A 23,754-nucleotide genomic window follows, 5' to 3' on the forward strand; every position below is an offset into this window, starting at 1 on the left:
CTCGCTTTTCACCTCCTTCCTCCCATGCGCCAACTGCTCGTCATCAACCCCAACATGTCGGCCCATGTCAGTGCCTTGCTGCAGCGGCATGTGCAGGGGGCTGCGGGCTCGCATGTGGCGGTGCGCACGGCCACGGCCCGCTTTGGCGCACCATACATCGCATGTGAGGCGAGCTACGCCGTGGCAGCCCACGCCGCGCTCGATGTGTGGGCGCATGAGATCGCACAGCCTCACGCCCCGCCCGACGCGGTGCTGATCGGCTGCTTTGGCGACCCCGGGCTGATGGCGCTGCGTGAGAGCAGCCCCGTACCCGTCACCGGCCTGGCCGAAGCGTCATTCATCGAAGCCGCGCGCCACGGCCGCTTTGCCATCGTCACCGGCGGCGAGCGCTGGGGCCCCATGCTGCAGCGCCTGGCCCAGGCGCTCGGCCACGCCCACGCACTGGCAGGCATTCACACCGTGGCACCCACCGGCGCGCAACTGGCGGCTGACCCCGAAGCAGCCCGTGCCTTGCTGGCCCAGGCATGCCGAGATGTGGTGCGCCAGATGGGCGTGCAGGCCGTCATCCTGGGCGGCGCCGGGCTGGCAGGCATGGCTGCCGCTGTGCAGCCCCAGGTGTCGGTGCCGGTGATCGACAGCGTGGTCGCCGGCGCCACCTGGGCACTGCGTGCGCACCCCGTGCCGCCGGAGCGCAAGGTGGCGGGGTTTGACGTGGCGTGGGTGGGGGTGTCGCAGGAGATGGCGGCGCTGGGCACCCCCTGCGTGGCCTGACCCGGCCTTGCGGGCTGGCGGTTGCGCAAGGGTTCGGAGTCTCTGCCAGAGCGCAGTTTTCGAGTGTTTTTGGCCGGATACGCTAGAACAATATGCGTCAGATGCTATGAATTTTGAAGCGCAGTGCATTCTGTGCGTTCAGGGCGCCAGTGTCTTCGGCCGGTAGTCGCAATACTCGCTCACCACACATTCCCAGCAGCGTGGCTTGCGCGCCTGGCACACATAGCGGCCCAGCAGGATCAGCCAGTGGTGCGAGTCCACCGCATAGGCGGCGGGCACGCGCTTCATCAGCTGCAGCTCCACCGCCAGCGGGTTCTTGCCCGGTGCCAGGCCCGTGCGGTTGCTCACGCGGAATATGTGCGTGTCCACCGCCATCGTGGGCTGGCCAAAAGCCACGTTCAGCACCACATTGGCCGTCTTGCGGCCCACGCCGGGCAGGGCCTCCAGCGCTTCGCGCGTGCGGGGCACCTGGCTGCCGTGCTGCTCCACCAGGATGCGGCAGGTCTCCATCAGGTTCTTGGCCTTGGTGCGGTACAGGCCGATGGTCTTGATGTAACCCTCCAGCCCCTCCAGCCCCAGGGCCAGGATGGCCTGCGGCGTGCCCGCCACGGGGAACAGCTTGCGCGTGGCCTTGTTCACGCCCACATCGGTGGCCTGGGCCGACAGCAGCACGGCGGCCAGCAGCTCGAACGGGGTGGTGTATTCCAGCTCCGTGTTGGGCAGGGGGTTGGTCGCCTTGAGGGTGGCGAAGAAGGGCTCGATCTGGGCGGTTTTCATCATCATCGTTGGCGGGGTGGGGCGGAGGGCTTGCTTTTTTTGGCGGGCGTGACCGGTGGCGCATTGTCCCGCAGCTGCGCCTGCAGAAATTCCAGGAACATCCGCACCGCAGCGGGCAGGGTGCGGCCGCTCAGGGTCTGCAGCTCGGCGGCGCGGGCGCTCATGCCGGGCTCCCGGATCTGGGCGGCATGCAGCTCGCCGCGCTGCACCCGGTCGCGCACCGTCACCTCGCCCGAGATGGACAGGCCGCCGCCATGCAGCACAAAGTGCATCAGCGTCTCGAAATGGTTACACACCAGAGCGGGCTCGAAGACCAGGCCGCGCTGGCTGCAGCCAATGTCGAACAGCTGGCGCACGGTGTTGTCGCGCTCGGGCAGGGCGATGGGGTAGGCGTGCATCTGCGCCAGCGTGACGGAGTGGGCGCGTGCCAGTGCGTGGTCGGGCCGCATGATGGCGATGACGGGCGCGGCCTGGCGGTGCTGCACCACGATGTCCCGCTCGGCCGAGCGGCTGTAGGTCAGTCCAATGTCCGCATCGCCATTGAGCACCGCCACCGTCACGGCCGCCGGGCTGGCCACGCGCAGGTGGAACTGGATGCCGGGGTACTGCTGGCGGAACTGCGCCATCACGCGCGGCAAAAACTCGATGGCAAAACCCGCCGAGCTGCAGATGCGGACCAGCCCCGTGCGCAGGCCCTGCAGCGCCTGGATGTCGGAGACCACGCGGTCGGCCTCCAGCGCGCCGCGACGTGCATGGGCGGCCAGCAACTCGCCCGCAGCGCTGGGTGCCATGCCGCGCGGGCGCCGGTCAAACAGCGGCACGCCCAGCAGGTCTTCGAGGGCGGCGACTTGGCGGCTCACGGCCGAGGGCGATACGTTGAGGCGCGTGGCGGCCTCGCTGACCGAGCCGCTGCGCACCACCTCCAGAAAGTAGCGCAGCGCGGTGTCCTGCAAGCGGCTGGAAAGCATGGGGCCTTTCGGGGTGTGGATTGCATAAAACGCAAAGATAACCCCAGAAATCGTTGATTGTCGAAACGCAGCGGGCTGCTTATGCTGACTTGCAAATGACACATTCACCGGCCCCAGCCCCCATGCCTTCCGCAAACAGCGTCACCCTGGGGGGCACCCCCAGCCACATCGTGGACCTTACGGCCACCAGCCTGTCGCGCGCCATCCATGCGCGGGAGGTCTCCTGCACCGAGGTGCTTGACGCCTACCTGGCCCAGGTGGGTCGGCTCAACCCGGTGGTGAACGCGCTGGTGGCGATGGTGGACCGCAACGTCCTGCGCGCGCAGGCGGCGGAGCGCGATGCGCAACTGGCGCGCGGCGAGAGCCTAGGCCCGCTGCATGGGTTTCCGCAGGCGCCCAAGGACATCATGCCCGCCGCGGGCATGGTCACCACGCGGGGCTCGCCCATCTTTGCTGGGCAGGTGTCGGCCACGGATGCGGTGGTGTTCGAGCGCATGCGCGCAGGCGGCGCACTGTTCATCGGTCGCAGCAACTCCCCCGAGTTTGGCCTGGGCGGCCACACCTACAACCCGGTGTACGGCACCACGCGCAATGCCCACAACCCGGCCGTATCGGCAGGTGGCAGCAGCGGCGGGGCGGCAGTGGCCGTCGCACTGCATATGCTGCCCGTGGCCGATGGCTCGGACATGATGGGATCGCTGCGCACGCCAGCGGCCTTCAACAATGTGTATGGGCTGCGTACCTCGTTCGGCTTGGTGCCGCATGGGCCGACGGAAGAGGTGTTCTTCCAGCAGTTCAGCGTGGCCGGGCCCATGGCGCGCAACATTCCGGACCTGGCGCTGCTGCTGTCGGTGCAGGCGGGTTTTGATGCGCGCCTGCCGCTCACGCGCCGACACGATGATGTTTCCCTGCTGGGCCAGCCGCTGGAGCGCGACTGGCGCGGCGCCCGCATCGGCTGGCTGGGCGACCTGGGCGGCCACCTGCCCACCGAGCCCGGTGTGCTGGCCACCTGCGAGCACGCGCTGGAGCACTTTCGCACCGTGGGCTGCACGGTGGAGTCCGTGGTGCCCGCGTTCGACCTGAAGCAGCTGTGGAACGCATGGATTGACCTGCGCAGCTTCAGCGTGGCGGGGGCCAATGCGACCCTGTACCGCAACCCGGCGACCCACGCGCTGCTCAAGCCCGAGGCGGTCTGGGAGATCGAGCGCGGCATGCGCCTGACTGCCTTGCAGGTGTACGACGCGGCCCGCGTGCGCAGCGCCTGGTACCAGGTGCTGCGCGGCCTGTTCGAGCAATTCGACTTTCTGGTGCTGCCCGCTGCCCAGGTCTTCCCGTTCGATGCCGAGCTGGACTGGCCCCATGAGGTCGGCGGTCGAACGATGGACACCTACCACCGGTGGATGGAGACCGTGGTGCCCGCCACCATGGCCGGGCTGCCCGCGCTGGCAGCCCCCGCAGGCTTCGGCCCAAGCGGCCTGCCTGCAGGTCTGCAGATCATCGGCCCAGCGCAGTCTGACGCCGCCGTGATGCAGATCGGCCACGCCTACGACCAGGCCAGCGGGTGTGCGCGCCAGCGCAGTCCCTTGCTGGATTGATGGGAGCCTGGCCGCTCGCCGTTCCGTCCCACACCGTTAACCCCCTCGCTTTTGTCAACGTGCTTTCTGGAGAGCTTCACCATGCTGCGTTCCCGCTTCGTATCGAGTTTTCTGCTCAGCGCCCTGGTACTGGGCGCGCCCGGCCTGGCGCAGGCACAGTCTTACCCAGACCGCCCCATCAAGCTGGTCGTGCCTTTTGCAGCAGGTGGCGCCACCGATATCCTGGGGCGGTTGCTGGCCACAGCCCTGGGCGAGCGTCTGGGGCAGCCCATGGTGGTCGAGAACCGACCCGGCGCGGGCACGGTGGTGGCGGCGTCCGTGGTGGCCAAGGCGCCTGCTGACGGCTACACGCTGCTGCTCGGGTCCAACACCACGCTCACGATGAACCCGGCCATTCGCACGAACCTGCCGTACGACCCCCTCAAGAGCTTCACGCCCCTGGCCCTGGTGGCCGACATGGGGTTGCTGCTGGTGGCCCACAACGACACCCCGGGCCAGTCGCTCAAGGACATCGTGGCCCAGGCCAAGGCGGCGCCGGACAAGTTTTCGTATGGCTCCTACGGCACGGGCTCGTCGGTGCACTTTGGCGCCGAGATGCTCAAGACCACGGCAGGCTTTCCGATGATGCATGTGCCTTTCAACGGCAGCTCGCCCAGCCTTACGGCGCTGATGGGCGGGCAGGTGCAACTGGCGGTGGACACCGTGGTGGCGTCCACGCCGCTCATCAAGTCCGGCAAGATCAAGGCGATTGCCGCACTCAGCCCGCAGCGTCTGGCCCTGCTGCCCAATGTGCCCACCGTGGCCGAAAGCGGCTACCCCGGCTTTGACATGGGTTCGTGGTTTGCCTTCGTGGGGCCTGCAGGCCTGTCCGCACCCGTGCAGAAAAAGCTGGAAAAGGCCCTGGCCGAGACCCTGGCCTCGGCGGAGTTCAAGAAGAAGATGGTGGACATCGGCCTCACGCCGCTGGGGGGCAATGGCGAAGCGCTGCGCGCACGCATTGAGCGCGAGCTGCCGCTGATGCGCGCCGTGGCGGCGCGGGCGGATATCCGGGTGGATTGACGGTAAGCGCTGAAAAAGGGCTATCCGGCCCGTCGGCGAAACCCTACGAGATTCAGCGCGCCCGTTTGACGGGAATACACAGCCAACACGGGAAGCGCCCTGTGGCCGGGTCCACCACAAAGTCCTCGTCGTAAATTTCCAGCGCGGCGCGGGGCTTGCATTCCCAGCCTTCGGGAATCTGGCCCGGCGCGCCCATCTGCGCCCAGGCGGCAGCGATCTCGGGCCCGGTGCCCACAAAGTGCATGCAGGCGTAGTCGCCGCCTTCGTAGTCCATCACCTGTACATCGGGCCCGGTGCGCAGGCCCACGCCAATCTGCACCGCTGCGTCATAGCGGCACTGCTCGGGCGGCGTGCAGGCCGGGTCGTCATGGCTGAAGCCGTAGAACTTGGGTCGTGGATCATTCAGGCGATTTGCGGCACACCAGCTGCCAAAACGCTCCCACAACTCGGTCAGGCCCGGGTGGCCGTAGGCGCCGGTGTGGCGCATGGTGGCAAGGCGCATGCGGGGCAGGGTGCGGAGGGTCAGGGTCATGGCGGGCGGGGCAATGGCGGTGGACGGAAAACCCAGTTTAGAGCCTGTCGGACGGACACCGCATGAATCCTGCGTCGCAATTGGCGACAATGCACGGTTTGTTGCCAACCACTTCTGTCCACGCCATGCAATTTGCCGACCGCCTGAACAACGTAGAAACCTCCGCCATCCGCGAGCTTTTCAAGCTGCTGGGCAAGCCCGGCATCATCAGCTTTGCAGGCGGATTCCCCGACAGCGCGATGTTCGACGTGGAAGGCATCCGCGCCGCCAGCAACGCTGCCCTGGCCGAAGAACCCGGTGCGGCGCTGCAGTACGGCGCCACCGAAGGCTACAACCCGCTGCGCGAGCAACTGGCCGCCTTCATGACCAGCAAGGGCGCCAAGGATGTGGCGGCCGACAACCTCATCGTCACCACCGGCAGCCAGCAGGCGCTGGACCTGCTGGGCAAGACGCTCATCAGCCCCGGCGACAAGGTGATCGTGGAAGGCCCCACTTTCTTGGCCACCATCCAGTGCTTCCGCTTGTATGGCGCCGAACTCATCAGCGCGCCTATCGATGGCAACGGCGTAAAGACCGATGAGCTGGAAAAGCTCATCGCCGAACACAAGCCCAAGTTTGTGTACCTGATCCCTACCTTCGGCAACCCCAGCGGCGCCATGCTGAGCCTGGAGCGCCGCAAGGCCGTGCTGGCAATGGCCGTGAAGCACAACACGCTGATCGTCGAGGACGATCCTTATGGCGATCTGTATTTTGGCGATGCGCCTCCCCCTAGTCTGCTGAATCTGTCGGCCACCGTGCCCGGCAGCCGCGATCTGCTGGTGCACTGCGGCAGCCTGAGCAAGGTGCTGTCGCCCGGCCTGCGCGTGGGCTGGATGATTGCCCCGGCCGAGTTGCTGGGCAAGGCCACCATGTGCAAGCAGTTCAGCGATGCACACACCAGCACCTTTGCGCAGGCCACGGCCGCGCAGTACCTCAAGGCCGGCCGCATGCCTGGCACGCTGGCCCATGTGCGCAAGGTGTATGCCGAGCGCGCCCAGGCCATGGGCGATGCGCTGCGTAAGGAGCTGGGCGACGCCATCGAATTTGTGCAGCCCCAGGGCGGCCTGTTCGTGTGGGCGCGCCTGACGGGCGCAGGCGGCAAGGTGGCCGATGGCAACGTGCTGGCCAAGCGCGCGATTGAAAAGGGTGTGGCCTTTGTGCCCGGCACGCCGTTCTTCTGCGCCAACCCCGACCACGCCACCTTCCGCCTGTCGTTCGCGACGGCCGATGTGGACAAGATCCGCGAAGGCGTCGCGCGCCTGGGCCAGGCGATCTGACGCCTCCATGTCCGACGCCAACGATCTCACCAGCATCCTCCAGCGCCTAGAAAGCCTGGAGATCAAGGCCAGCTTTACCGAAGACCTGCTGGACCAGCTGAACATGACCATCTACCAGCAGCAGCAACTGATCGACCGGTTGACGCATGAGGTCATCCAGCTGCGTCAGCAAGCGCCTGAAGGCGGCTCGAACGGCCCCCGCAACCTGCGCGACGAGCTACCGCCGCATTACTGATCGGAGTTAATCCGATCACTCGGTCTACGCCCTGACGGACCGCCAGGCAGCCTCGGCCAGCTCGGCGCGGTAGGTGGTGGGCGAGGGCAAACCCCCTTGGGCCGCGTTGCCCGACAGCCAGGCCCTGCAGTAGCTCTGCACCGGCCCCATCACCAACGACGGCATCAGCTCGCACGGTAGATCGCGCAGCGCGCCGGACCGGCGGTGGGGCTCGAACCAGGCCACCAGCGCCTGGTTGCGGCGCCGCGCGGCCTCGGCCAGGTCCGGCGTGCGCGGGCCGGCGGCCACGGCGCCCCGCGCCTGGAACAGAAAACGCGCCCGCTCGGGCTGCGCCACCACCCAGTCCAGATAGCCCGTGACCAGGGCCTGTACGCCCGCCTCCACACCCTGGGCGGCATCCAGTTGCGCCTGCACGCTGCGCGACTGGTCGTGATAGATCTCGAAGAACAACGCCGCCACGATGCCGTCCCGGTTGCCAAAGTGGTGATAAATGCTGCCCACGCTGGCCCCGCAGCGCGCGCGCACGCCGTCGATGGTGACCGCGTCCACGCCGCCTTCAGCCGCACAGGCGAGGGCGGCGTTCAGGATGTCCTGGCGGCGGTCGGTGGGTGCTTCGGCCGGGGATGAAGTGGGGGGCGGGGAATTGCGGCTTGCCATGGAACGTGATTCTAGAATAAAGTTCTAGAAAATACTTCTAGTCCACGACCCTCCCATGCATTCCTCTCCTCCCGTGGCCGCTCCTGCCGCCCCTGCAGCCGCTGCCTCCATGCCCGGTGCCGCCTTGTACCCGCACCTGCTCGCCCCCCTCGACCTGGGGTTCACCACCCTCAAAAACCGCGTGCTGATGGGCTCCATGCACACGGGGCTGGAGGATGGGCGCGACCTCTCGCGCATGGCGGCGTACTTTCGCGAGCGGGCCGAGGGGGACGTGGGCTTGATCGTGACGGGCGGCTTCGCTCCCAACATCGCGGGCTGGGCCAAGCCGTTTGCGGGCACGCTGGCGACCTCGGGCGCGGCCAAACGCCACCGGGTGGTGACCGAGGCCGTGCACGAAGCGGGCGGCAAGATCGCGCTGCAGATCCTGCACACGGGCCGCTATGCCTACCACCCGCTGGCCGTGGCGCCCTCGCGGCTGCAATCGCCCATCTCGCCGTTCACGCCGTTCGCGCTGTCGGCACGGGGGGTGGAGCGGCAGATCCGCGCCTTCGTGCGCTGTGCCGTAAAGGCGCGTGAAGCCGGGTACGACGGCGTGGAGGTGATGGGCTCCGAGGGTTATTTCATCAATCAGTTTCTGTCGCAGGCCACCAACTTGCGGCGCGATGAATGGGGCGGCGACTACAGCCACCGCATGCGCTTGCCGGTGGAGATTCTGGCCCGCATGCGCGAGGCCGTTGGCAAGGACTTCATCATCATCTACCGCCTGTCGATGATCGACCTGGTGCCCGGCGGCAGCGCGTGGGACGAGATCGTCACCCTGGGCAAGGCCGTGGCCACGGGCGGGGCGAACATCGTGAACACCGGCATTGGCTGGCACGAGGCGCGGGTGCCCACCATTGCCACCAGTGTGCCGCGCGCAGCGTTTGCGTGGGTCACGCAGAAGATGAAGGCCGAGTTTGCCGCGGCAGGCATCACCACGCCGCTGGTCACGTCCAACCGCATCAACACGCCCGAGATGGCCGAGCAGGTGCTGGCCGAGGGCTGCGCCGACATGGTGTCCATGGCGCGCCCGCTGCTGGCCGATGCCGCGTTTGTGAAGAAGGCTGCGCAGGGCCGGGCCGACCGCATCAACACCTGCATCGCCTGCAACCAGGCCTGCCTGGACCATGTGTTCCAGAACAAGACCAGCAGTTGTCTCGTCAACCCGCGCGCCTGCCATGAGACCGAGTTGGTGTACCGCCCCGTGTCGTCGCGTAAGCGCGTGGCTGTGGTGGGCGCGGGGCCAGCGGGCCTCACCGCCGCCACGGTGGCCGCCGAGCGGGGGCATGAGGTGCACCTGTTTGACGCCGCGCCCGCCATCGGCGGCCAGCTCAACATGGCCAAGGTGATTCCGGGCAAGGAAGAGTTCCACGAAATGCTGCGCTACCTGGGTACACGCGTGGACGACACGGGCGTGCAACTGCACCTGAACCAGCGCGTGCAGGCCGCCGACCTTGTGGGCTTTGACGAGGTCATCGTCGCGACCGGCGTGGAACCTCGCGACCCGAAGATCCCCGGCCAGGACCACCCCAAGGTGCTGAGCTACATCGACGTGCTGAAGCGCGGCAAGCCCGTGGGCGAGCGCGTGGCCATCATCGGCGCGGGAGGCATCGGCTTTGACGTGGCCGAATTCCTCACGCATGGCGATCACCTCTCCACCACGCTCGATTTGTCTGCCTGGAAGGCCGAATGGGGCATCACCGATCCGGCCGAGGCGCGCGGTGGCCTGGCCACCAGTGGCCCGCGCGTGACGCCCCCTGCACGGCAGGTGACGCTGCTGCAGCGCAAGAAGGGCAAGCTCGGCGCGGGCCTGGGCAAGACCACGGGCTGGATTCACCGCACCACGCTCAAGATGAAAGAGGTGCAAATGGTGAGCGGCGTGAACTACGAGCGCATTGCCGACGAGGGCCTGCTGGTGTCTTATGGCGAAAAACGAGAGGACCCGACCTGGATCCCGTGCGACACCGTCGTGCTGTGTGCGGGGCAGGTGCCGCTTTTCAGCCTGGCGCAGGCACTGGAAGCCCAGGGCCTGAAGCCCCATCGGATTGGCGGAGCGCTGGAGGCCGGTGAGCTGGACGCCAAGCGCGCCATCGACCAGGCGGCGCGTCTGGCGGCCCGGCTGTAGAGGTCGCGGTGTGCGTACCGCCCGGAGGGCGGGCTACTTGACCTGCTGGGCGTGTTGTTGAGGTGTTTTTGGTTGGTAGCGCCGGAAGAATATGCCTGAGTAGCTATTGTTTTGATAGTAAACGTGCTGCCGTTACTGCGATGGTGTGCCGCAGCGGCCGTGCCCGCCCAGTCCCTCAGGCGGGCAGGTCCAAGGCGTTGAACACCCGCAGCGCGGCCCAGGCGTCGTTGGCGGCGTACACCAGCTGGGCCTCGCTGAGCTGCGGGTTGGCCCAGTTGGATGTGGCGGCTTTTTTGGACTTGATAAAGCGCTTGTTGAACAGCACCGCCACTGCGCCCTTCACGCCCATGTCCTTGCGGTAGCCCTGCTTTCGGAACACGGTGTTCAGCTCCAGCACATCGGCCGGCTGCACGCCCAGCTTGTGCTGGATGCGCTTGGTGTCGTCCCCCAGGCCAAAGCCCGCCTTGGTCACACCCTGCAGGGCCAGCAGCTCGGCCACGCGCGCGCGGCAGCCGGGGTCGTGCAACTGGAACACCCAGGCCCGTTCCAGCGTGGCCAGTTGCACGATGTGCGGACCGTCCGATGACTGCCCCTGCACAAAGGTGGGTTTGGACTCGGTGTCGAAGCCCCAGGCGCTGGCGCTGGCCAAGGCTTTGCAGGCCTGGTCGGCCTGAGCGGGCGTGGAGACCAGCGCTATGCGGTCTGTGCCCAGGCGCTCAAAGGGCTCCAGTAGGGCGATCTGTTCTTTGTCTGGCGTGGGGCGTTGGGCGGTGCGCGCAGAGGGGTGGTGGAGAGCGGAAGCCGGCTGGCGCAGGGAGGGAGGAGGGGCCGTCATGCTGGCCATTGTGCCGCGCGGGGCCCCACGCCCTTCCTCTTTCTGTGCGTACTGCATGCAGGTGTGCAGGCGCAGCGTCTGGCAGCGTCAGCGCTTGCCAGCTTTGCGCAAGCGGGGTGCTTCCGCCACGTGCGCCAGGGCCTGTTCACAGGCTGCCACGGCCAGCGCCTGGCGTCCCGCCAGCCAGCCTACGCCAAACCAGGCGTTGGATTTGCCCGCCTCAGCGCTCTCGCGGTACAGCGCGGCGGCTACGCGCTCGTCGTTGAGGCGGCCCAGTGCTGACAGCGCGGGCTGCAGGCTGTCCAGAAACCGGGCGCTGTGTGCATCCAGCGCGGGCGCCACGAACTCGGTGAGGTAGCGCAAGCGTTTAAGGCGCTTGCGCAGGCGGTGCTGCGCCTGTGGCGTGCGCGTAGCAAAGCCCCGGGTGCCTTTTTGCACCTGGGCATGCAGTGCGCGCAGGCGCTGCTGCAGCAGGCGACGTGTGGTCTGGGCGTCCAGGCCAGCCGGGTCGTCGCCAGTGGCGTCCAGGCCCCGGGTGGTGAAGGCCATCAGGCCCACCAGCGCGCCCTGGAAGGCTGCGTTGCGCACGATGTGCGCGGCGGTGGCCTGCCCTGCGTCTGCACTCTCTTGCGACGGCAGGGGTGGTGCTCCGGCGGCGTGCAGTTCGGTTTCGATGCGTTCCATCACCTGGCTGCGGTCCCGCAAATGGCCGAGCTGCTGGAACACATCGACCAGGGGCGGCTCCCAGGCGGGGTCGAAGCTGCCGGGGGCCAGCGGTGCCAGCTCGCGCAAGGCGGTGCGCAGGCGGCGGATGCCGATGCGCAACTGGTGCACCTGCTCGTCGTCGTTTGCGCCTTCGGCGATGTCGCTGGCAGGGCCTGCCATCTGCTGCAGGCAATGCGCCACCACGGCGCGCTGCAGCGCGGGCCCTGGCGGCAGTGGAAGGGAGGGGTAGGTCAGCGGCCGGGGCTTGCGTGCGGGCCTGCCACCGGGTGCTGCCAGCAGCCGCTCGCCCCGCTCGGCCTTGGACACGGTGCTCAGAAACAGCCCGTGGCGCGCGGACCATTGGGTGGCGAGCGCCGCCAGGTCCGCCACCGGCCCGGCCTTGAGTTCAAGCTCCAGCTCGCAAATCGGGGCCTCGGCCTGCTGCGGCGTGTCCCGGTGGGCCACCACCCGGCCGGTGTCCAGTGCCAGCTCGACCACCGCCCCCTGTCGGGTGATGTCGCGGGTCATGCGGTCCATCTCGGTGCCGTAGGTTTCTGCGAGCGGGCCGCTGGCGGCCTGCAGCGCCGACAGCAGCCGGGCACCCGCCACGGTGCCGTCGTGCAGCTGGGGCAGGGGTTCAGGCGCTGTGCCAGCAGTGGCTGGGCCGCGGGCGACGTTGTGCTCTTGCCGGTCCAGCGGGCCGTCGCCCAACGCCTTGACGGTTTGCACCCATTGGTCGCCCTCACGACGCAATCGAAACGCAATGCCCCGGGAGGCCAGGGCGCCATCGGGCGTGTCGAAGTAGCGCGCCTCCATGCGGACGGTGACCCACCGGCCCCGGCGCACGGCCGCCTGCACAGCGGCAAGGCGCTCGGGCGGGATACAGAACTTGAATTCAATTTCCATGGTGGCCGCATTATCCCGTGGTATCGCCGTTGCGGCGCGATGCTGGATTATGGGCGACCGATAACACTGTGAAAGTATTTAAAACTCGATGAGTTTTATTGAATTGATTAACTATATCGGACGATTGAAGGAAGAAATCAGGCTCATGCCCAGTGGTTTGCCTTGATTATCTCGAATGGAGGTAATGATTTTGAATGCCGAGGCCTGAACCCGGTCTGGCAGGCGGACAAAATTATTTTCCTGCACCAAGGTGTCACCATTGAGGAACGACCAGAGGATGAACCGGAGCGCCTGGGCCGTCTGGTCAGGGTTCTGCGTGACCTTGGGGAACACCACAAACGTGCCCATGGTGATGGGCCACACCGATTTGCCGGGACGCTGGGTCAAGGTGCTGTTGAAAACCCCGTTGGCCGCCCAATCGCTGTTGGCCAGCGCGGCCTTGAACGCATCGATGGAGGGTTTGACATAAACGCCGTCGGCGTTTTTCATCTGCACAGAGGTCAGTCCGTATTCAGCCACATAGCCGTGGTCCACATACCCGATGGCACCCACCGTGTCGCGCACGCCCTTGGCCACGCCGTCGCTGCCTTTGAAGGCCAGCACCCCCGCGGGCCAGGCGATGCTTGTTTTCGCGCCGTACGAGGTTTTCCATTTGGAACTCACCTTGCCCAGGTAGTCCGCAAAGTTGTAGGTGGTGCCGGAGCCATCGGCACGCACCACCACCTTGATGGGCAGGTCGGGCAGGGAGATGTCGGGGTTCAGGGCCGTGATTTCTGGCGCATTCCAGCGGCCAATCTCGCCCATGAAGATGCGGCTGAGTACCTCGCCCGTGAGGCGCAACTGGGCGTTTTGCACCTTGGGCAGGTTGACGATGGGGCTGATGCCGGTGATGGCCACGGGCAGCGCCAGCAGACCCTGTTCGATCAGGTCCTTGTCAGCCGGGTACACATCGGTTGCACCAAATCCCACGGCCTGTTGCTGGATTTTTTTCATGCCTGCGCTGGAACCCACCGGGTCATAGTCCACCGCGCTGCCGGTGGCCTTGGCATAGGCCTTGGCCCAGCTGCGGTAGATGGGCGCGGCTGCCGACGACCCGGCGCCCGTCACGGCTTGTGCGCTGGCAGGGATCGCGTGCCACAGGCTCGCTGCAAGCAGAAAAATGGAGTAAATATATTTCATGTGTTTTATTTAATGGTTTTTTATGAATAACGATATGCCATGCGATTCTGATGCAACGGAAATTTACGCAACGCGCGATCCTCGTCGGATGTGCGTTCAGCGCGCCAATCCTAGCAAAAAGGGGCGGATTTTAAAGGCTGCCTTGGAGGTCCGGGGTTTCTCTGCTCGTCATTAATCTGTCATTTGAAACAATTAGTATCTTTCGCAGACAGCCAGGGGCCGGTGCGCGGGGCCAAGGTGCTGCGCCATGGGCTTGTGCTCAGCGGCAGCACGCGTTTGCCTCCCACAAGATGGCGGCGCCCTGGTGGACCTTCACGAAAGATTCAGATGCTTCAAAAAATGAAAATTGGTACCCGCCTGGCCTTGGCATTTGCCGTGCTGTTGCTGCTGATCTCGGCCCTGGCGGCCGGCGGCATCAGCGGCGCCAAGCGGTTGACCGAGCGCAGCGCAGCCTTGTATGGCGACCGCACCGTGCCCATGGGTGTGCTGGCCGAGATCAGCCACCTGACGCAGCGCAACCGGGTGCTGGTAATGGACATGCTGATGGACCCTGGCACCAGCAACCTGGAGGCCAGCCACGCGGCTCTGAGCGCCAATGTCGAGCGCATCCAGGCCCTGTGGAAAGACTACGCCGCCAAGCCGCTGGGGGCTGAGGAGCAAGCCCTGGCGCAGGCCTTTGCCGACGCCAACGCCACCTACCTGGACAAAGGCCTGATCCCGGCGTCGGCCGCGCTGGTGGCGGGCAAGTACGACGATGGCTCGGAGTTGTATATCACCCAGATCCGTCCCAACGCGCTCAAGGTGCAGGACGCCATCGAGCGCCTGGTGGCCCTGCAGATCAATGTGGCCGCGGCAGAGTTTGCAGGGGCCCGTGCGATGAGCGACACCATCCACTGGTGGATGCTGGCGGCCACTGCCCTGGCGTTGATGGTGGGGGCCGCGATGGCCTGGGTCATCACCCGCTCCATCTCGCGGCCGCTGCGTCAGGCCGTGGTGCTGGCGCGCACTGTGGCGGGTGGCGATCTGACGGCGCACATTGATGTGCGTGGCAATGACGAGACAGCCGAGCTGCTGGGGGCCCTGCGCGAGATGAACCACCAGCTGGTGCGCGTGATCACCGAGGTGCGCGCCAGTACCGAGACCGTTGCCCACGAGGCGGTGGTGATGGCGGGTGGCACCGAGGACCTGGCGCGCCGCACCGAGGTGCAGGCGTCCAACCTGCAGGAGACTGCCGCGTCGATGGAGCAGCTGACCATCACGGTGCAGCACAACACCGACAACGCCCAGCGTGCCACCGCCTTGGCGCAGGAGGCGAGCAATGTGGCCAATGAGGGCGGCAGCGTGATGCGCGACGTGATCGCGACCATGCAGGAGATCAAGGTCCAGTCGCAAAAGATCACGGACATCATCAAGGTGATCGACGACATCGCCTTCCAGACCAACCTGCTGGCACTCAATGCGGCGGTAGAGGCTGCCCGTGCCGGTGAGCAGGGCCGGGGCTTTGCGGTGGTGGCGGGCGAGGTGCGCGGGCTGTCGCAGCGCAGCAGCATGGCAGCGCGCGAGATCCGCGGCTTGATTTCGGCCAGCGTGCAGGGGGTGGAGCGCGGATCGACCCTGGTGGGGCAGGCGGGCGAGCGCGTGGCCAACACCGTGCACCATGTGAACCAGGTGGTGTCGCTCATCACCGCCATCAAGGACGCGGGGCAAGAGCAGGCCCGGGGCATTGCCCAGATCGGCGAGGCCGTGCGCCAGCTGGACGCGGCCACGCAAAAGAACGCTGCTCTGGTGGATGACAGTTCGTCCGCCTCGACTGGTATGAAGAACCAGGTGCGGCGCTTGCTGGAGGTGATTCACCAGTTCCGCCTGGCGCCCGATGCCGCTTTGTCCGGGGCAGCTGTCCCCCGGTTGCCGGCCGGCGGCCCAGCGCCTGCGGCTGCTGTGCTGCAGGGTGGCGGGGCCAACCCGGCGCAGCTGGCTCTGTCGGCGCGCTAAGCGGTCCGGCGCATGCAACCCAGGCCACCGGTGCTCTGCGGCGTTCAGACCTGCAGTGCCTGGCCCCCGACTCAGCCATGAACCGCACCGATGTCCTGATCGCCATCGCCGAAGTGGCCCGCAGCGGCGGTGCCGCCGCGCCGGAGGACGCCATCTCGCAACTGGCCATGATCATTGATGACCTGGAGCTGTCCTGTAGCGGATCGGAGCATGTGATGGAGATGCTGCTGGGCATCGCCGCCTGCCTGTGGAACCTGCAGCAGGAGCGGATGCGGCTGTAGTCAGCCACGGGCCTTGGGTGCCATCCGTTGCACTGCCCGCCTGGCGTTTCATCCCGCCAAGGCCGCTGCGCAACTCCTGCGATCGTCCACCGGCTCTTGGCGCTTATTCGTCTTGCGCTTCAAGCGACGCCACCTGGTTGCGCCCCCGGTGCTTCGCCAGGTACAGCGCCTGGTCGGCACGGTCGAGCATGTCGCGCAGGCTGCGGTCGCTCTGGCGGAAGGTGCCCACCCCCAGGCTGGTGGTGAAGCGGTAGCTGTGGCCGGCATCGTCCGTGAGCTGCAGTGCGCGAATGCTGTGCAGCATGCGCGTGGCGACCTCCAGGCCTTCAGCCAGGGTGGTCAGTGGCAGCAGCACGCCAAACTCTTCACCACCCAGCCGGCCCACCGCATCGCTGGCGCGCAACTGGCCTTTGATGGCCTGCGCAAACGCCAACAGGGCACGGTCGCCTTCCAGGTGGCCAAAACGGTCGTTGATGGCCTTGAAGTGGTCCAGGTCCAGCATCAGCAAGGTCAGGGGCTCGCCGTTGCTGCGCGAATGGGCATAGGCCGACTCGGCACATTCCAGAAACGCGCGGCGGTTGGCGATGCCTGTCAGCATGTCGGTGGTGGCCAGGCGCTGCAGTTCGCGCTCCAGGTTCTTGCGCTGCGTCACATCGCGGTAGATGCCTTCGACCCCCGCAAAATTGCCCGCGTGGTCGTACAGCAAATGGCTGCTGATGGAGATGTCGATCACGGTGCCGTCGCGCCGCACCATCTGGCCCGGAAAATCCGACACCTCGCCGTGCTCCATGATGGCGGCCTTGAAAGCGTCGCGGTCGGTGCTCTGTGGGTAGTAGGACTCGGCGGTGCGCCCTTCGATCTCATGGGGCTCGTAGCCCAGCACCCGGCGCACGCCGGGGCCCACATGCTGCACGATGCCCTGCGCATCGGTGCGGTAGTACACGTCCTGCATGTTCTCGAACAGGCGCCGGAAGCTTTGCTCGCTCTCGCGCAACTGGGCCTCGATCTCGCTCTGGTGCGTCATGTCCATGCCGCACATCAGAACGGCGGGCGCGCCATCCCATTCAATGGCCACGCTGCTGATCAGCACCATGCGCAGGTTGCCTAGCTCGGTGCGAATGCGGAACTCGGAGGACTTGTTGGGCCGCCCGGCCTGCTCGGGCACGGCCACTTGCTGAATGCGGTTGGTGGAGCGCACCTGGTCCAGGGGGTGCACAAAGTCGCCGGACAGCCGCCCGATCAGGCTGTCAATGCTGGGCGCTTCCAGCAATTCCATGCTGGCGGCGTTGGCGAAACGAATGGCGCCCTTTTGCGTGACAAGCACGGCCGCTGGCAGCAGGTGCAGCAGGCGCAGGTCGTGGTTCATGGGCTTGGTGGTAACCAAAAGTAATACACCATTGTGGCACCTGGATGCGGGGGCGTGAACCAGCAACTGTCACAGGCGGTACCATCGCCCATGAGAAAAACTTTCCAACTCCACGTTGAAGGCAAGAACCGCGACCGCGTTCTGGATGCCGTCAAGCACGAAATCCGCAAGTACATCAAGCGCGAGCGGCGCCGTGACCTGCCCGAAGGTGCCGATTTCTGGGACTTTGACTGCCAGTTTGGCCCCACCAAGGAAGACGCCGCCGTGGCGCACCTGTCGGCGTTGACCGGGCTGATCAACGGCGTGGCCGCTGAGGGTGGCGCCCAGTTCTATGTCGAGATTCTGGCCAAGCCTGGCAAGCGCACCCCTCGGCCTGCTGGCGAGGCGCCGCGCGCCGGGGCCGATGATTGGGACGAAGACGGAGAAGAAGGCGCGTGAAACCGGGGCTGGGCGGCCGCCGCGCCCAGCCACCCAGGCCCACGCCGTATGCAAGCCAGCACTGCAGGCCCCTTTTCAGGGGCCTTTTTTGTGCTCGGTCGGGGCGTGGGCTGTTGCTGCCGCGGAAGCGGCGCGCAGCTTGTCCTTCTTGCTGGGGCGTTTACCCTTGACGCCGCCGGTGCCCTGGGGGTCGGTGGTCGATGCGGGGGCTGGGGTGTCGGTGGGTTCAAAGCCCGCGATCTGCTCGCGTGGGATAGTGAGGTGCTGGCGCTTTTCGATCAGCCGGAAATGCGCCTCGGCATCGGCCGTCACAAAGCTCACAGCCATGCCGCTTTCGCCCGCCCGGCCAGTGCGACCGATGCGGTGCACGTAGTCCACCGCCGAGCGGGGCAGGTCGTAGTTCACCACGGCAGGCAGCTGGGCGATGTCAATGCCGCGCGCTGCCAGATCGGTGGTGACCACCACCTGCCAGCGGTCGTCCTTGAACTCCTGCAGCACCTGGTTGCGGGCACCCTGGCTCAGGCCGCCGTGAAAGGGCGTGGCATAGATGCCCGCTTTGTACAGTTTTTCGGCCACGTGCTCGGCGGCGTACTGCGTGGCTACAAACACCAGCACGCGCGACCAGTTGTGCTCCTTGACCAGGTGGCGCAGCAGCTGGGTGCGGCGGCTGGCGTCCACCACAATGGCGCGTTGTTCGATGGCGGGTTCGTTGCCCGGCGTATGGGGCACCTCCACGCGCACAGGCTGCTTCAGCAGGCCATCCGCCAGGGCCTGCACCGCGGCGGGGAAAGTGGCCGAGAAAAACAGGTTTTGCCGCTGCACAGGCAGCAGCGCCAGCACGCGCTGCAGTTCTTCCGCAAAGCCCAGGTCCAGCAGCCGGTCGGCTTCGTCCAGCACCAGGTGTGCGACGGCTGACAGGCGCAGGGCGTTGTGGTCTACCAGGTCCAGCAGGCGCCCCGGCGTGGCCACCACAATGTCGGCACCGCCGCGCAAGCCCAGCATCTGCGGGTTGATCGACACGCCACCAAACACGATGGCGATCTTGAGCGGCTGCTGCAGGTGCTGCGCCAGGCTGCGCAGCACCTCGCCCACCTGTGCGGCCAGTTCGCGGGTGGGCACCAGCACCAGGGCGCGCACCCGGCGTGGCCCCCCGGTGGCGCTGAGCTGCAGTTGCTGCAGCAAAGGCAGGGCAAAGGCCGCCGTCTTGCCCGACCCCGTCTGCGCCGCACCCAGCAGATCCGCCCCTTGCAGGATGGCAGGAATGGCGCCCGCCTGAATGGGGGTGGGCATTACAAAGCCTGCTTTGTCGGCAGCATGGACGAGGGCAGGGGACAGACCGAGGGAAGCAAAAGGCATGGAAGGGCGCTGGGGAGGCGTTGAAGGGGGCCGGCAAGGCAGCGCGGATGAAACGGTACAGGCCTGCATTGTCGCCGCAGTTGCCAGATGCACCCTTGTCTGGCGCGCCCATGCCGGGGCATAGCGCACATTGCCCGCCCCTTTGCGACAGGGAATGCGAGCGGCCCGGGCCCGCACGTAGCAACCGATAATCGGGCCGCCCTGTTTCTGTTGACTGTTTTCGGACCCGCACCCCATGGCTTTGCCCCTTGATACCACCGCCATCACCCACGGCATCCAGCTGGCGGTGGCGCCCGTGTTTTTGCTCACCGCCGTGTCCGGCATGATCGGCGCGGTGGCAGGGCGCCTGGCCCGCATCATCGACCGTGCGCGCGTGGTGGAAGACCGCGCGCGCGTCAATGCCGAACCCGAATTCCTGGCCCGTGCCTACAAAGAGCTGGGCGACTTGCGCTTGCGCGGGCGTCTGGCCAACGGCTGTATTGCTCTGTTGACGTTTTGTGCCTTCCTCATTGGCACGACCATCATCCTGCTGTTCCTGGGCGAAACCACCGACTTTCAGTCCAGCCGCCTCGCGGTGGGCGGGTTTCTGGCGGGCGTTGCCTGCTTTTTGCTCGCGCTGGTGTGTTTTCTGACCGAAACGCTGCTGGCCACACGGCTGCTCGACTTTCACATGCTGCAGCAAGAGGTGGAAGGGAGGAAGCCATGAAGTCGTTTTCCGATTTGGGCGGCCTGGTGTATTCCACCGAATCGGGCCGCATGTGCCCCGCCTGCCGACAGCCGGTGGCGCAATGCGTGTGCAAACAGAACAAGCCTCTGCCCACGGGCGACGGTATCGTGCGTGTGTCGCGCGAGACCAAGGGGCGCGGCGGCAAGGCGGTCACCCTGGTCAAGGGTGTGCTGGTGGACGAGGCCGCGCTGGAGCAGCTGGGCAAGCAGCTCAAGGCCGCCTGTGGCAGCGGCGGCACAGTGAAGGACGGTGTGATCGAAGTGCAGGGCGACCACGTGGAACGCGTCATGGCCGCGCTGCAGAAGCTGGGCCACAAGGTCAAGCGCGCTGGCGGCTGAGGAGCCCAGGGCAATGGACGCAGAGAAACTGCAGCGGCTGGTTACCACCGAGATGCCCTACGGTAAATAAAAGGGCACGCTGCTGGCGGACCTGCCTGGCAATTACCTCAATTGGTTTGCGCGCGAGGGGTTTCCCAGGGGCGAGCTGGGCCAGTTGCTGGCGCTGATGCACGAGATTGATCACAACGGATTGTCAGATCTGCTCGGGCCGCTGCGTGGACGCTGAGCGGGGTTTGCGGGGGCTGGGGGAGGGGGCTCTGCCCCTGCAGGCGTCCACCATAATGAGCGCCTTAAGACCTACAACCACACCGAGGGAATGCACATGAAGGGCAATATCGCTGCGATCGTTCTGGTCGTGCTGGGCGTGTTTTTTCTGCTGACCAACCTGGGACTGATCAGCATCAGTCTGCGCGAGCTGTTGCGCGTGTGGTGGCCGGTGGCGTTGATTGCGGTGGGGGTGGCGCTGTTCTTCACGCCGGGTAACAAGGGTAAGTAAGCCAGGCGCTGGCGACCTTCTTGCTAGTCACCAGTCGCCAGTCTTCCCTCTTCAGCCTCGCCGGGCTTCTCCGCCGCACTGGTGGTGTGCGCCGTGCTCATGGTCCTCTTGGCGGGGCTGCGCAAAACCGGGGTCGTGGGCAAAGTAGCCCCGGAACAGGTTGCGTGCAATGCCATGTGCCGCCACCTGCAGGTCGTGCGCCACTTCGGGTGCAAACAGACGATTGGTATGTTGCTGCCACAACCCCACCCAGGCCGCGAAGTGGGCGGGTGTGACGCCCTCCAGCGCCATGTGTTTGCCAAACACGTCCCCCTTGAAGCTGCGGGTGCCCAGGGCCACGGTGCTCCAGAAGTCCACCAGGCGTTGCAGGTGAGCGTCCCACTGGCCGTGCAAGGCCTTTTCAAACACGGGCCCCAGTAGCGGGTCCTGGCGCACGTCCCCATAAAAGCCATGCACCAGCCGAGTGATGCTTTCCACACTGGGGGGCGCGTGGGCCCCGCCGCTGTCGAGCGGAGTGGTCGGCAGGGTCATGCCTGCGCTGCGCCGCCGCTGCAGGCGCAGCCCGAGGGACCGCAGCCTTGCGACGACGGTGTCTCGCTGGCTTCGAACGACGGGAACAGCACGTTGTTTTCGAGGTGGATGTGGTTGATCAGGTCGTCTCCCAATTGGCCAATGCCTGCATACAGCGCGCGCCAGGTGTTGCAGGCGCCCTGGGGAGGCGTGGCGTCGTTCGTCAGCGCGTTCAACTTGTCCAGCGCCTCGCCGTGGTCCACATGCTCTGCGCGCATCATGCCAATGGGCTGGCCCACAAACGGGTTGCTGCCGGCCTTGAGCATGGGGAACAGCACCTGCTCTTCCTTGAGCATGTGCGAGAGCAGCTCTTCGTGCATCGTTTCGAGGTGGTCGGCCAGGCCGACAGGCACATGGGGGTTGTCGCGGTGCACGGCCTCCACGCGGCGGGCCATGCGGATCAGCTCGGGCAGTTGCTGGCGGTGCACATCGTGGTAGCGCACCAGGATGTGGTCGATGAGTGCGCTGGGCGACGCGGCCTCAGGCACGGCATCGCTGCGCTGCAGGGCTGCCAGCTCGGCCAGCACGGCATCCGGGTCCAGCCCCTTGTCGGCAGCCGCCTTGGCCAGGCTCACCTGGCCGCCGCAGCAAAAGTCCAGCTTCAGACGCCGGAACACTGCCGTGGCGCCCGGCAACTGCACGGCGATCTGGCCGATTTGCTGGTCGGTACTCAGTGGCAGCGGGGTGGCGAGGGCAGCGGTGTGCAGAGTGTCGATGCGGGCGTTCATGGTGGTCCTTTTAAAGATTCATATCGTGTGAATATTTTATCCAATAAAATTCAGGATGTATGCATCTTTTTGATTGATCTTCGGCAAACCCATGCGACTGACCCAATGGACTGACTACACGCTGCGCGTGCTGATGTATTGCGCCGCCACCGAGGGGCGGGCGCAGCCCGTCACCATCACCGAGGTGGCCGAGGGCTATGGCATCTCGCGCAGCCACCTCATGAAGATCGTGCAGCAGCTGTCTGCACAAGGGCTGCTGGAGACCACGCGCGGGCGGGGCGGTGGCATGCGGCTGATGCGGCCCGCATCGGAGATCCACATCGGTGCCGTGGTGCGAGCTACCGAGACGGATTTCAACCTCGTGGAGTGTTTTGACCCCGCCTCCAACCAGTGCCGCCTGAGCAGCCACTGCCGGCTCAAAGGCGTGCTGGGCCAGGCCATGCAGGCCTATCTGGCAGTGCTGGATGGCGTGACGCTGGCGGACCTGGTGGCACCCTCGTCACCACAGGGTAGGGCGCTGCAGGTCATGGTGGCTGCGCCGCGCGCGGGCAGTGCCCGGCGCGTTCCCCCTCTGGTGCCCGGATTGCCGGGTGAACACGAATTTGAATGAAAACGCGGTAATGCGATAGTGTCACATGCCTGAATAGCTATTAAATTAATAGTATTCAGCGGGTGCCCTGGACCCTGAGGGCGCCAGGCCGCTCAGCGCAGCACTTCCAGCAACCGGTCGAGCCCACCCTGGTTGATGGCCACCTTGGCCTGGGCGCGCACGGCGGGCTTGGCGTGGTAGGCCACCGACAGGCCGGCCGCGCCCATCATGGGCAGGTCGTTGGCGCCGTCGCCCACGGCGATGGCCTGCTGCGGCGAGATGCCCATGAGTGAGGCCACTTCGAGCAGCGTGCGGCGCTTTTCGACGCCGTCGCAGATGTCGCCCCAGGCCTGGTCCACCATACGGCCTGTGAGCTGGCCGTCTTGCACTTCCAGCATGTTGGAGCGCGCAAAGTCGATGCCCAGGCCTGCCTTCACGCGGTCGGCAAAGAAGGTGAAGCCGCCCGAGACCAGCAACGTGGTCAGGCCCGCTGCCTTGGCGGCGGTGATCAGCTCCTTGGCGCCGGGGTTGAAGCGCAGGCGCTCGGTGAACACCTGCTCCATGTGCTGCACCGTCACGCCCTTGAGCAGGGCCACGCGCTGGCGCAGGCTCTCCTTGTAGTCGGTGATCACGCCCTGCATGGCCGCCTCGGTGATCGCGGCCACCTCGGCCTTGCGGCCGGCGGCATCGGCGATCTCGTCCACGCACTCGATGTTAATGAGGGTGGAGTCCATGTCAAAAGCGATGAGCTTGTAGGCAGACAGGGACAGCGGAGGCTCGATGCCCTGGATGACGAGGCCAGGGGCGAATTCGGTAGCGTGGGTCATGGCAGAAAAAGGGGAACAAATGCGGGGGTAAGAACCCGCAATGGTATCCCCGGCAGGCTGCCACACCCGCCATGCATCGCTCTAGGCGCTATCCTGGGACGGCTGCAGACGCCACACCCGGCGCCAGGGCTTTCGTCAGATCCTTTGCTTAGCGCGGATGCGGCATGTTTTGGCCGCCGCCCGTCAGCGCCTTGGCGGCCGGATTGGGCTGGGGCGGCTCGTTCATCTTGACCAGGAACATGCGCACAAAAAAGGCGGCCATGCAAATCATGAACCCGATGCCGATGATGCTCATCAGGCCGTAGTCGGTAGAAAACAGATCGTTCAGCAGCTTCATGAAGACCCTC

The 23,754-nt window shown here is 66.2% G+C and carries 26 protein-coding genes and 1 pseudogene; 14 read left to right on the top strand and 13 right to left on the bottom strand.

Translation table 11 applies throughout. The features are described 5' to 3' along the window. Positions 1-24 precede the first annotated feature (24 nt). Positions 25-771: an aspartate/glutamate racemase family protein gene (locus ASD94_RS02930; RefSeq protein ID WP_056638344.1), complete on the top strand. Its 747-nt coding sequence runs from the start codon at positions 25-27 to the stop codon at positions 769-771. 138 nt (positions 772-909) lie between these two features. On the opposite strand, the gene nth is transcribed toward ASD94_RS02930, so the two are convergent. Together nth and ASD94_RS02940 are read right to left on the bottom strand one after the other, a co-directional pair. After that, positions 910-1,548 (bottom strand): endonuclease III, encoded by a 639-nt coding sequence (gene nth, locus ASD94_RS02935; RefSeq protein ID WP_056638347.1) that lies wholly within the window; start codon positions 1,546-1,548, stop codon positions 910-912. A gap of 2 nt (positions 1,549-1,550) precedes the next feature. Continuing rightward, positions 1,551-2,516 (bottom strand): LysR family transcriptional regulator, encoded by a 966-nt coding sequence (locus tag ASD94_RS02940; protein ID WP_056638350.1) that lies wholly within the window; start codon positions 2,514-2,516, stop codon positions 1,551-1,553. A 122-nt stretch (positions 2,517-2,638) separates the two neighbouring features. On the opposite strand from ASD94_RS02940, the gene ASD94_RS02945 reads away from it, so the two are divergent. Both ASD94_RS02945 and ASD94_RS02950 read left to right on the top strand, forming a co-directional pair. Then, a complete protein-coding gene (locus ASD94_RS02945; protein ID WP_056638353.1) occupies positions 2,639-4,111 on the top strand; it encodes an amidase in 1,473 nt (490 codons plus the stop codon). A gap of 81 nt (positions 4,112-4,192) precedes the next feature. Then, on the top strand, positions 4,193-5,170 hold the full coding sequence (locus tag ASD94_RS02950) for a tripartite tricarboxylate transporter substrate binding protein (protein WP_056638356.1): 978 nt from the start codon (positions 4,193-4,195) through the stop codon (positions 5,168-5,170). A 52-nt stretch (positions 5,171-5,222) separates the two neighbouring features. Here ASD94_RS02950 and ASD94_RS02955 read toward each other — a convergent pair whose 3' ends face one another. After that, positions 5,223-5,702 carry a GyrI-like domain-containing protein gene (locus tag ASD94_RS02955; RefSeq protein ID WP_056638358.1) on the bottom strand — a complete coding sequence of 160 codons (480 nt, stop codon included), beginning with the start codon at positions 5,700-5,702 and terminating at the stop codon, positions 5,223-5,225. Between the two features lie 125 nt (positions 5,703-5,827). Here ASD94_RS02955 and ASD94_RS02960 point away from each other — a divergent pair, with 125 nt between their 5' ends. Both ASD94_RS02960 and ASD94_RS02965 read left to right on the top strand, forming a co-directional pair. Next, positions 5,828-7,018 (top strand): PLP-dependent aminotransferase family protein, encoded by a 1,191-nt coding sequence (locus tag ASD94_RS02960; protein WP_056638360.1) that lies wholly within the window; start codon positions 5,828-5,830, stop codon positions 7,016-7,018. A gap of 7 nt (positions 7,019-7,025) precedes the next feature. After that, positions 7,026-7,253: a SlyX family protein gene (locus ASD94_RS02965; protein ID WP_056638363.1), complete on the top strand. Its 228-nt coding sequence runs from the start codon at positions 7,026-7,028 to the stop codon at positions 7,251-7,253. Positions 7,254-7,277: 24 nt separating this feature from the next. Here ASD94_RS02965 and ASD94_RS02970 read toward each other — a convergent pair whose 3' ends face one another. Beyond that, the gene (locus tag ASD94_RS02970) at positions 7,278-7,910 is read right to left on the bottom strand and encodes a TetR/AcrR family transcriptional regulator (protein ID WP_056638366.1); all 633 of its coding nucleotides are present in this window, start codon (positions 7,908-7,910) and stop codon (positions 7,278-7,280) included. A gap of 109 nt (positions 7,911-8,019) precedes the next feature. Here ASD94_RS02970 and ASD94_RS02975 point away from each other — a divergent pair, with 109 nt between their 5' ends. Then, positions 8,020-10,074, top strand: coding sequence for an NADPH-dependent 2,4-dienoyl-CoA reductase (locus tag ASD94_RS02975; protein WP_056638369.1), 2,055 nt, complete (start codon positions 8,020-8,022; stop codon positions 10,072-10,074). Between the two features lie 175 nt (positions 10,075-10,249). Here the strand turns inward: ASD94_RS02975 and ASD94_RS02980 are convergent, their stop codons facing one another. The 3 genes from ASD94_RS02980 to pstS all read right to left on the bottom strand — a co-directional run bounded on the left by ASD94_RS02980 (position 10,250) and on the right by pstS (position 13,699). Then, complete coding sequence (locus ASD94_RS02980) at positions 10,250-10,918, bottom strand: 3'-5' exonuclease (RefSeq protein ID WP_082576725.1); 669 nt, start codon at positions 10,916-10,918, stop codon at positions 10,250-10,252. 78 nt (positions 10,919-10,996) lie between these two features. Beyond that, positions 10,997-12,520: a CYTH and CHAD domain-containing protein gene (locus ASD94_RS02985; RefSeq protein WP_056638373.1), complete on the bottom strand. Its 1,524-nt coding sequence runs from the start codon at positions 12,518-12,520 to the stop codon at positions 10,997-10,999. A gap of 111 nt (positions 12,521-12,631) precedes the next feature. Next, positions 12,632-13,699 carry a phosphate ABC transporter substrate-binding protein PstS gene (pstS, locus tag ASD94_RS02990; protein ID WP_056638374.1) on the bottom strand — a complete coding sequence of 356 codons (1,068 nt, stop codon included), beginning with the start codon at positions 13,697-13,699 and terminating at the stop codon, positions 12,632-12,634. Between the two features lie 339 nt (positions 13,700-14,038). On the opposite strand from pstS, the gene ASD94_RS02995 reads away from it, so the two are divergent. After that, positions 14,039-15,691, top strand: coding sequence for a methyl-accepting chemotaxis protein (locus ASD94_RS02995; protein WP_233247162.1), 1,653 nt, complete (start codon positions 14,039-14,041; stop codon positions 15,689-15,691). Positions 15,692-15,768: 77 nt separating this feature from the next. Next, positions 15,769-15,972: a hypothetical protein gene (locus ASD94_RS03000; RefSeq protein ID WP_056638382.1), complete on the top strand. Its 204-nt coding sequence runs from the start codon at positions 15,769-15,771 to the stop codon at positions 15,970-15,972. A gap of 103 nt (positions 15,973-16,075) precedes the next feature. Here ASD94_RS03000 and ASD94_RS03005 read toward each other — a convergent pair whose 3' ends face one another. Next, on the bottom strand, positions 16,076-17,338 hold the full coding sequence (locus ASD94_RS03005; protein WP_056638387.1) for a sensor domain-containing diguanylate cyclase: 1,263 nt from the start codon (positions 17,336-17,338) through the stop codon (positions 16,076-16,078). A 90-nt stretch (positions 17,339-17,428) separates the two neighbouring features. Here ASD94_RS03005 and ASD94_RS03010 point away from each other — a divergent pair, with 90 nt between their 5' ends. Further along, positions 17,429-17,776 (top strand): DUF6172 family protein, encoded by a 348-nt coding sequence (locus tag ASD94_RS03010; protein ID WP_056638390.1) that lies wholly within the window; start codon positions 17,429-17,431, stop codon positions 17,774-17,776. Positions 17,777-17,851: 75 nt separating this feature from the next. On the opposite strand, the gene ASD94_RS03015 is transcribed toward ASD94_RS03010, so the two are convergent. Further along, complete coding sequence (locus ASD94_RS03015) at positions 17,852-19,132, bottom strand: DEAD/DEAH box helicase (RefSeq protein ID WP_056638393.1); 1,281 nt, start codon at positions 19,130-19,132, stop codon at positions 17,852-17,854. A 235-nt stretch (positions 19,133-19,367) separates the two neighbouring features. On the opposite strand from ASD94_RS03015, the gene ASD94_RS03020 reads away from it, so the two are divergent. The 4 genes and pseudogenes from ASD94_RS03020 to ASD94_RS23820 all read left to right on the top strand — a co-directional run bounded on the left by ASD94_RS03020 (position 19,368) and on the right by ASD94_RS23820 (position 20,693). Next, positions 19,368-19,838 carry a DUF2721 domain-containing protein gene (locus ASD94_RS03020; RefSeq protein WP_056638396.1) on the top strand — a complete coding sequence of 157 codons (471 nt, stop codon included), beginning with the start codon at positions 19,368-19,370 and terminating at the stop codon, positions 19,836-19,838. Continuing rightward, the gene (locus ASD94_RS03025) at positions 19,835-20,197 is read left to right on the top strand and encodes a translation initiation factor Sui1 (RefSeq protein ID WP_056638397.1); all 363 of its coding nucleotides are present in this window, start codon (positions 19,835-19,837) and stop codon (positions 20,195-20,197) included. Before ASD94_RS03020 ends, ASD94_RS03025 begins: the two co-directional genes overlap by 4 nt. Before the next feature lie 13 nt (positions 20,198-20,210). After that, positions 20,211-20,423, top strand: a pseudogene (locus ASD94_RS23000) (DUF3820 family protein). A 96-nt stretch (positions 20,424-20,519) separates the two neighbouring features. Then, entirely contained in the window at positions 20,520-20,693 is a 174-nt protein-coding gene (locus tag ASD94_RS23820) for a LiaI-LiaF-like domain-containing protein (RefSeq protein WP_199226324.1), read from the top strand. A 51-nt stretch (positions 20,694-20,744) separates the two neighbouring features. On the opposite strand, the gene ASD94_RS03035 is transcribed toward ASD94_RS23820, so the two are convergent. Beyond that, positions 20,745-21,224, bottom strand: a complete 480-nt coding sequence (locus ASD94_RS03035; protein ID WP_056638403.1) for a group III truncated hemoglobin — start codon at positions 21,222-21,224, stop codon at positions 20,745-20,747. Further along, complete coding sequence (ytfE, locus tag ASD94_RS03040) at positions 21,221-21,991, bottom strand: iron-sulfur cluster repair protein YtfE (protein ID WP_199226326.1); 771 nt, start codon at positions 21,989-21,991, stop codon at positions 21,221-21,223. The genes ASD94_RS03035 and ytfE overlap by 4 nt, the downstream gene beginning before the upstream one ends. A 91-nt stretch (positions 21,992-22,082) precedes the next feature. On the opposite strand from ytfE, the gene ASD94_RS03045 reads away from it, so the two are divergent. Next, positions 22,083-22,601 carry an Rrf2 family transcriptional regulator gene (locus ASD94_RS03045; RefSeq protein ID WP_056638481.1) on the top strand — a complete coding sequence of 173 codons (519 nt, stop codon included), beginning with the start codon at positions 22,083-22,085 and terminating at the stop codon, positions 22,599-22,601. Positions 22,602-22,693: 92 nt separating this feature from the next. Here ASD94_RS03045 and serB read toward each other — a convergent pair whose 3' ends face one another. Both serB and ASD94_RS03055 read right to left on the bottom strand, forming a co-directional pair. Next, complete coding sequence (gene serB, locus ASD94_RS03050; protein WP_056638408.1) at positions 22,694-23,407, bottom strand: phosphoserine phosphatase SerB; 714 nt, start codon at positions 23,405-23,407, stop codon at positions 22,694-22,696. Between the two features lie 148 nt (positions 23,408-23,555). Continuing rightward, on the bottom strand, positions 23,556-23,744 hold the full coding sequence (locus ASD94_RS03055; protein ID WP_056638411.1) for a DUF3149 domain-containing protein: 189 nt from the start codon (positions 23,742-23,744) through the stop codon (positions 23,556-23,558). Positions 23,745-23,754 lie beyond the last annotated feature (10 nt).

The organism is Acidovorax sp. Root70, from assembly GCF_001428225.1.
In the GTDB taxonomy this organism is placed as follows: domain Bacteria; phylum Pseudomonadota; class Gammaproteobacteria; order Burkholderiales; family Burkholderiaceae_C; genus Acidovorax.

Bases quoted from the DNA above. Each gene is read 5' to 3' on its own strand.
- ASD94_RS02960 (WP_056638360.1), top strand. From the start codon at position 5,828: ATGCAATTTGCCGACCGCCTGAACAACGTAGAAACCTCCGCCATCCGC.
- ASD94_RS02995 (WP_233247162.1), top strand. From the start codon at position 14,039: ATGAAAATTGGTACCCGCCTGGCCTTGGCATTTGCCGTGCTGTTGCTG.
- ASD94_RS02970 (WP_056638366.1), bottom strand. From the start codon at position 7,910: ATGGCAAGCCGCAATTCCCCGCCCCCCACTTCATCCCCGGCCGAAGCA.
- ASD94_RS03045 (WP_056638481.1), top strand. From the start codon at position 22,083: ATGCGACTGACCCAATGGACTGACTACACGCTGCGCGTGCTGATGTAT.
- ASD94_RS02975 (WP_056638369.1), top strand. From the start codon at position 8,020: ATGCCCGGTGCCGCCTTGTACCCGCACCTGCTCGCCCCCCTCGACCTG.
- ASD94_RS03000 (WP_056638382.1), top strand. From the start codon at position 15,769: ATGAACCGCACCGATGTCCTGATCGCCATCGCCGAAGTGGCCCGCAGC.
- pstS (WP_056638374.1), bottom strand. From the start codon at position 13,699: ATGAAATATATTTACTCCATTTTTCTGCTTGCAGCGAGCCTGTGGCAC.
- ASD94_RS03025 (WP_056638397.1), top strand. From the start codon at position 19,835: ATGAAGTCGTTTTCCGATTTGGGCGGCCTGGTGTATTCCACCGAATCG.
- ASD94_RS02955 (WP_056638358.1), bottom strand. From the start codon at position 5,702: ATGACCCTGACCCTCCGCACCCTGCCCCGCATGCGCCTTGCCACCATG.
- ASD94_RS23820 (WP_199226324.1), top strand. From the start codon at position 20,520: ATGAAGGGCAATATCGCTGCGATCGTTCTGGTCGTGCTGGGCGTGTTT.
- ASD94_RS02940 (WP_056638350.1), bottom strand. From the start codon at position 2,516: ATGCTTTCCAGCCGCTTGCAGGACACCGCGCTGCGCTACTTTCTGGAG.
- ASD94_RS02985 (WP_056638373.1), bottom strand. From the start codon at position 12,520: ATGGAAATTGAATTCAAGTTCTGTATCCCGCCCGAGCGCCTTGCCGCT.
- serB (WP_056638408.1), bottom strand. From the start codon at position 23,407: ATGACCCACGCTACCGAATTCGCCCCTGGCCTCGTCATCCAGGGCATC.
- ASD94_RS02980 (WP_082576725.1), bottom strand. From the start codon at position 10,918: ATGGCCAGCATGACGGCCCCTCCTCCCTCCCTGCGCCAGCCGGCTTCC.
- ASD94_RS03035 (WP_056638403.1), bottom strand. From the start codon at position 21,224: ATGACCCTGCCGACCACTCCGCTCGACAGCGGCGGGGCCCACGCGCCC.
- ASD94_RS03020 (WP_056638396.1), top strand. From the start codon at position 19,368: ATGGCTTTGCCCCTTGATACCACCGCCATCACCCACGGCATCCAGCTG.
- ASD94_RS02930 (WP_056638344.1), top strand. From the start codon at position 25: ATGCGCCAACTGCTCGTCATCAACCCCAACATGTCGGCCCATGTCAGT.
- ASD94_RS03015 (WP_056638393.1), bottom strand. From the start codon at position 19,132: ATGCCTTTTGCTTCCCTCGGTCTGTCCCCTGCCCTCGTCCATGCTGCC.
- nth (WP_056638347.1), bottom strand. From the start codon at position 1,548: ATGAAAACCGCCCAGATCGAGCCCTTCTTCGCCACCCTCAAGGCGACC.
- ASD94_RS03005 (WP_056638387.1), bottom strand. From the start codon at position 17,338: ATGAACCACGACCTGCGCCTGCTGCACCTGCTGCCAGCGGCCGTGCTT.
- ytfE (WP_199226326.1), bottom strand. From the start codon at position 21,991: ATGAACGCCCGCATCGACACTCTGCACACCGCTGCCCTCGCCACCCCG.
- ASD94_RS03010 (WP_056638390.1), top strand. From the start codon at position 17,429: ATGAGAAAAACTTTCCAACTCCACGTTGAAGGCAAGAACCGCGACCGC.
- ASD94_RS02945 (WP_056638353.1), top strand. From the start codon at position 2,639: ATGCCTTCCGCAAACAGCGTCACCCTGGGGGGCACCCCCAGCCACATC.
- ASD94_RS02965 (WP_056638363.1), top strand. From the start codon at position 7,026: ATGTCCGACGCCAACGATCTCACCAGCATCCTCCAGCGCCTAGAAAGC.
- ASD94_RS02950 (WP_056638356.1), top strand. From the start codon at position 4,193: ATGCTGCGTTCCCGCTTCGTATCGAGTTTTCTGCTCAGCGCCCTGGTA.
- ASD94_RS03055 (WP_056638411.1), bottom strand. From the start codon at position 23,744: ATGAAGCTGCTGAACGATCTGTTTTCTACCGACTACGGCCTGATGAGC.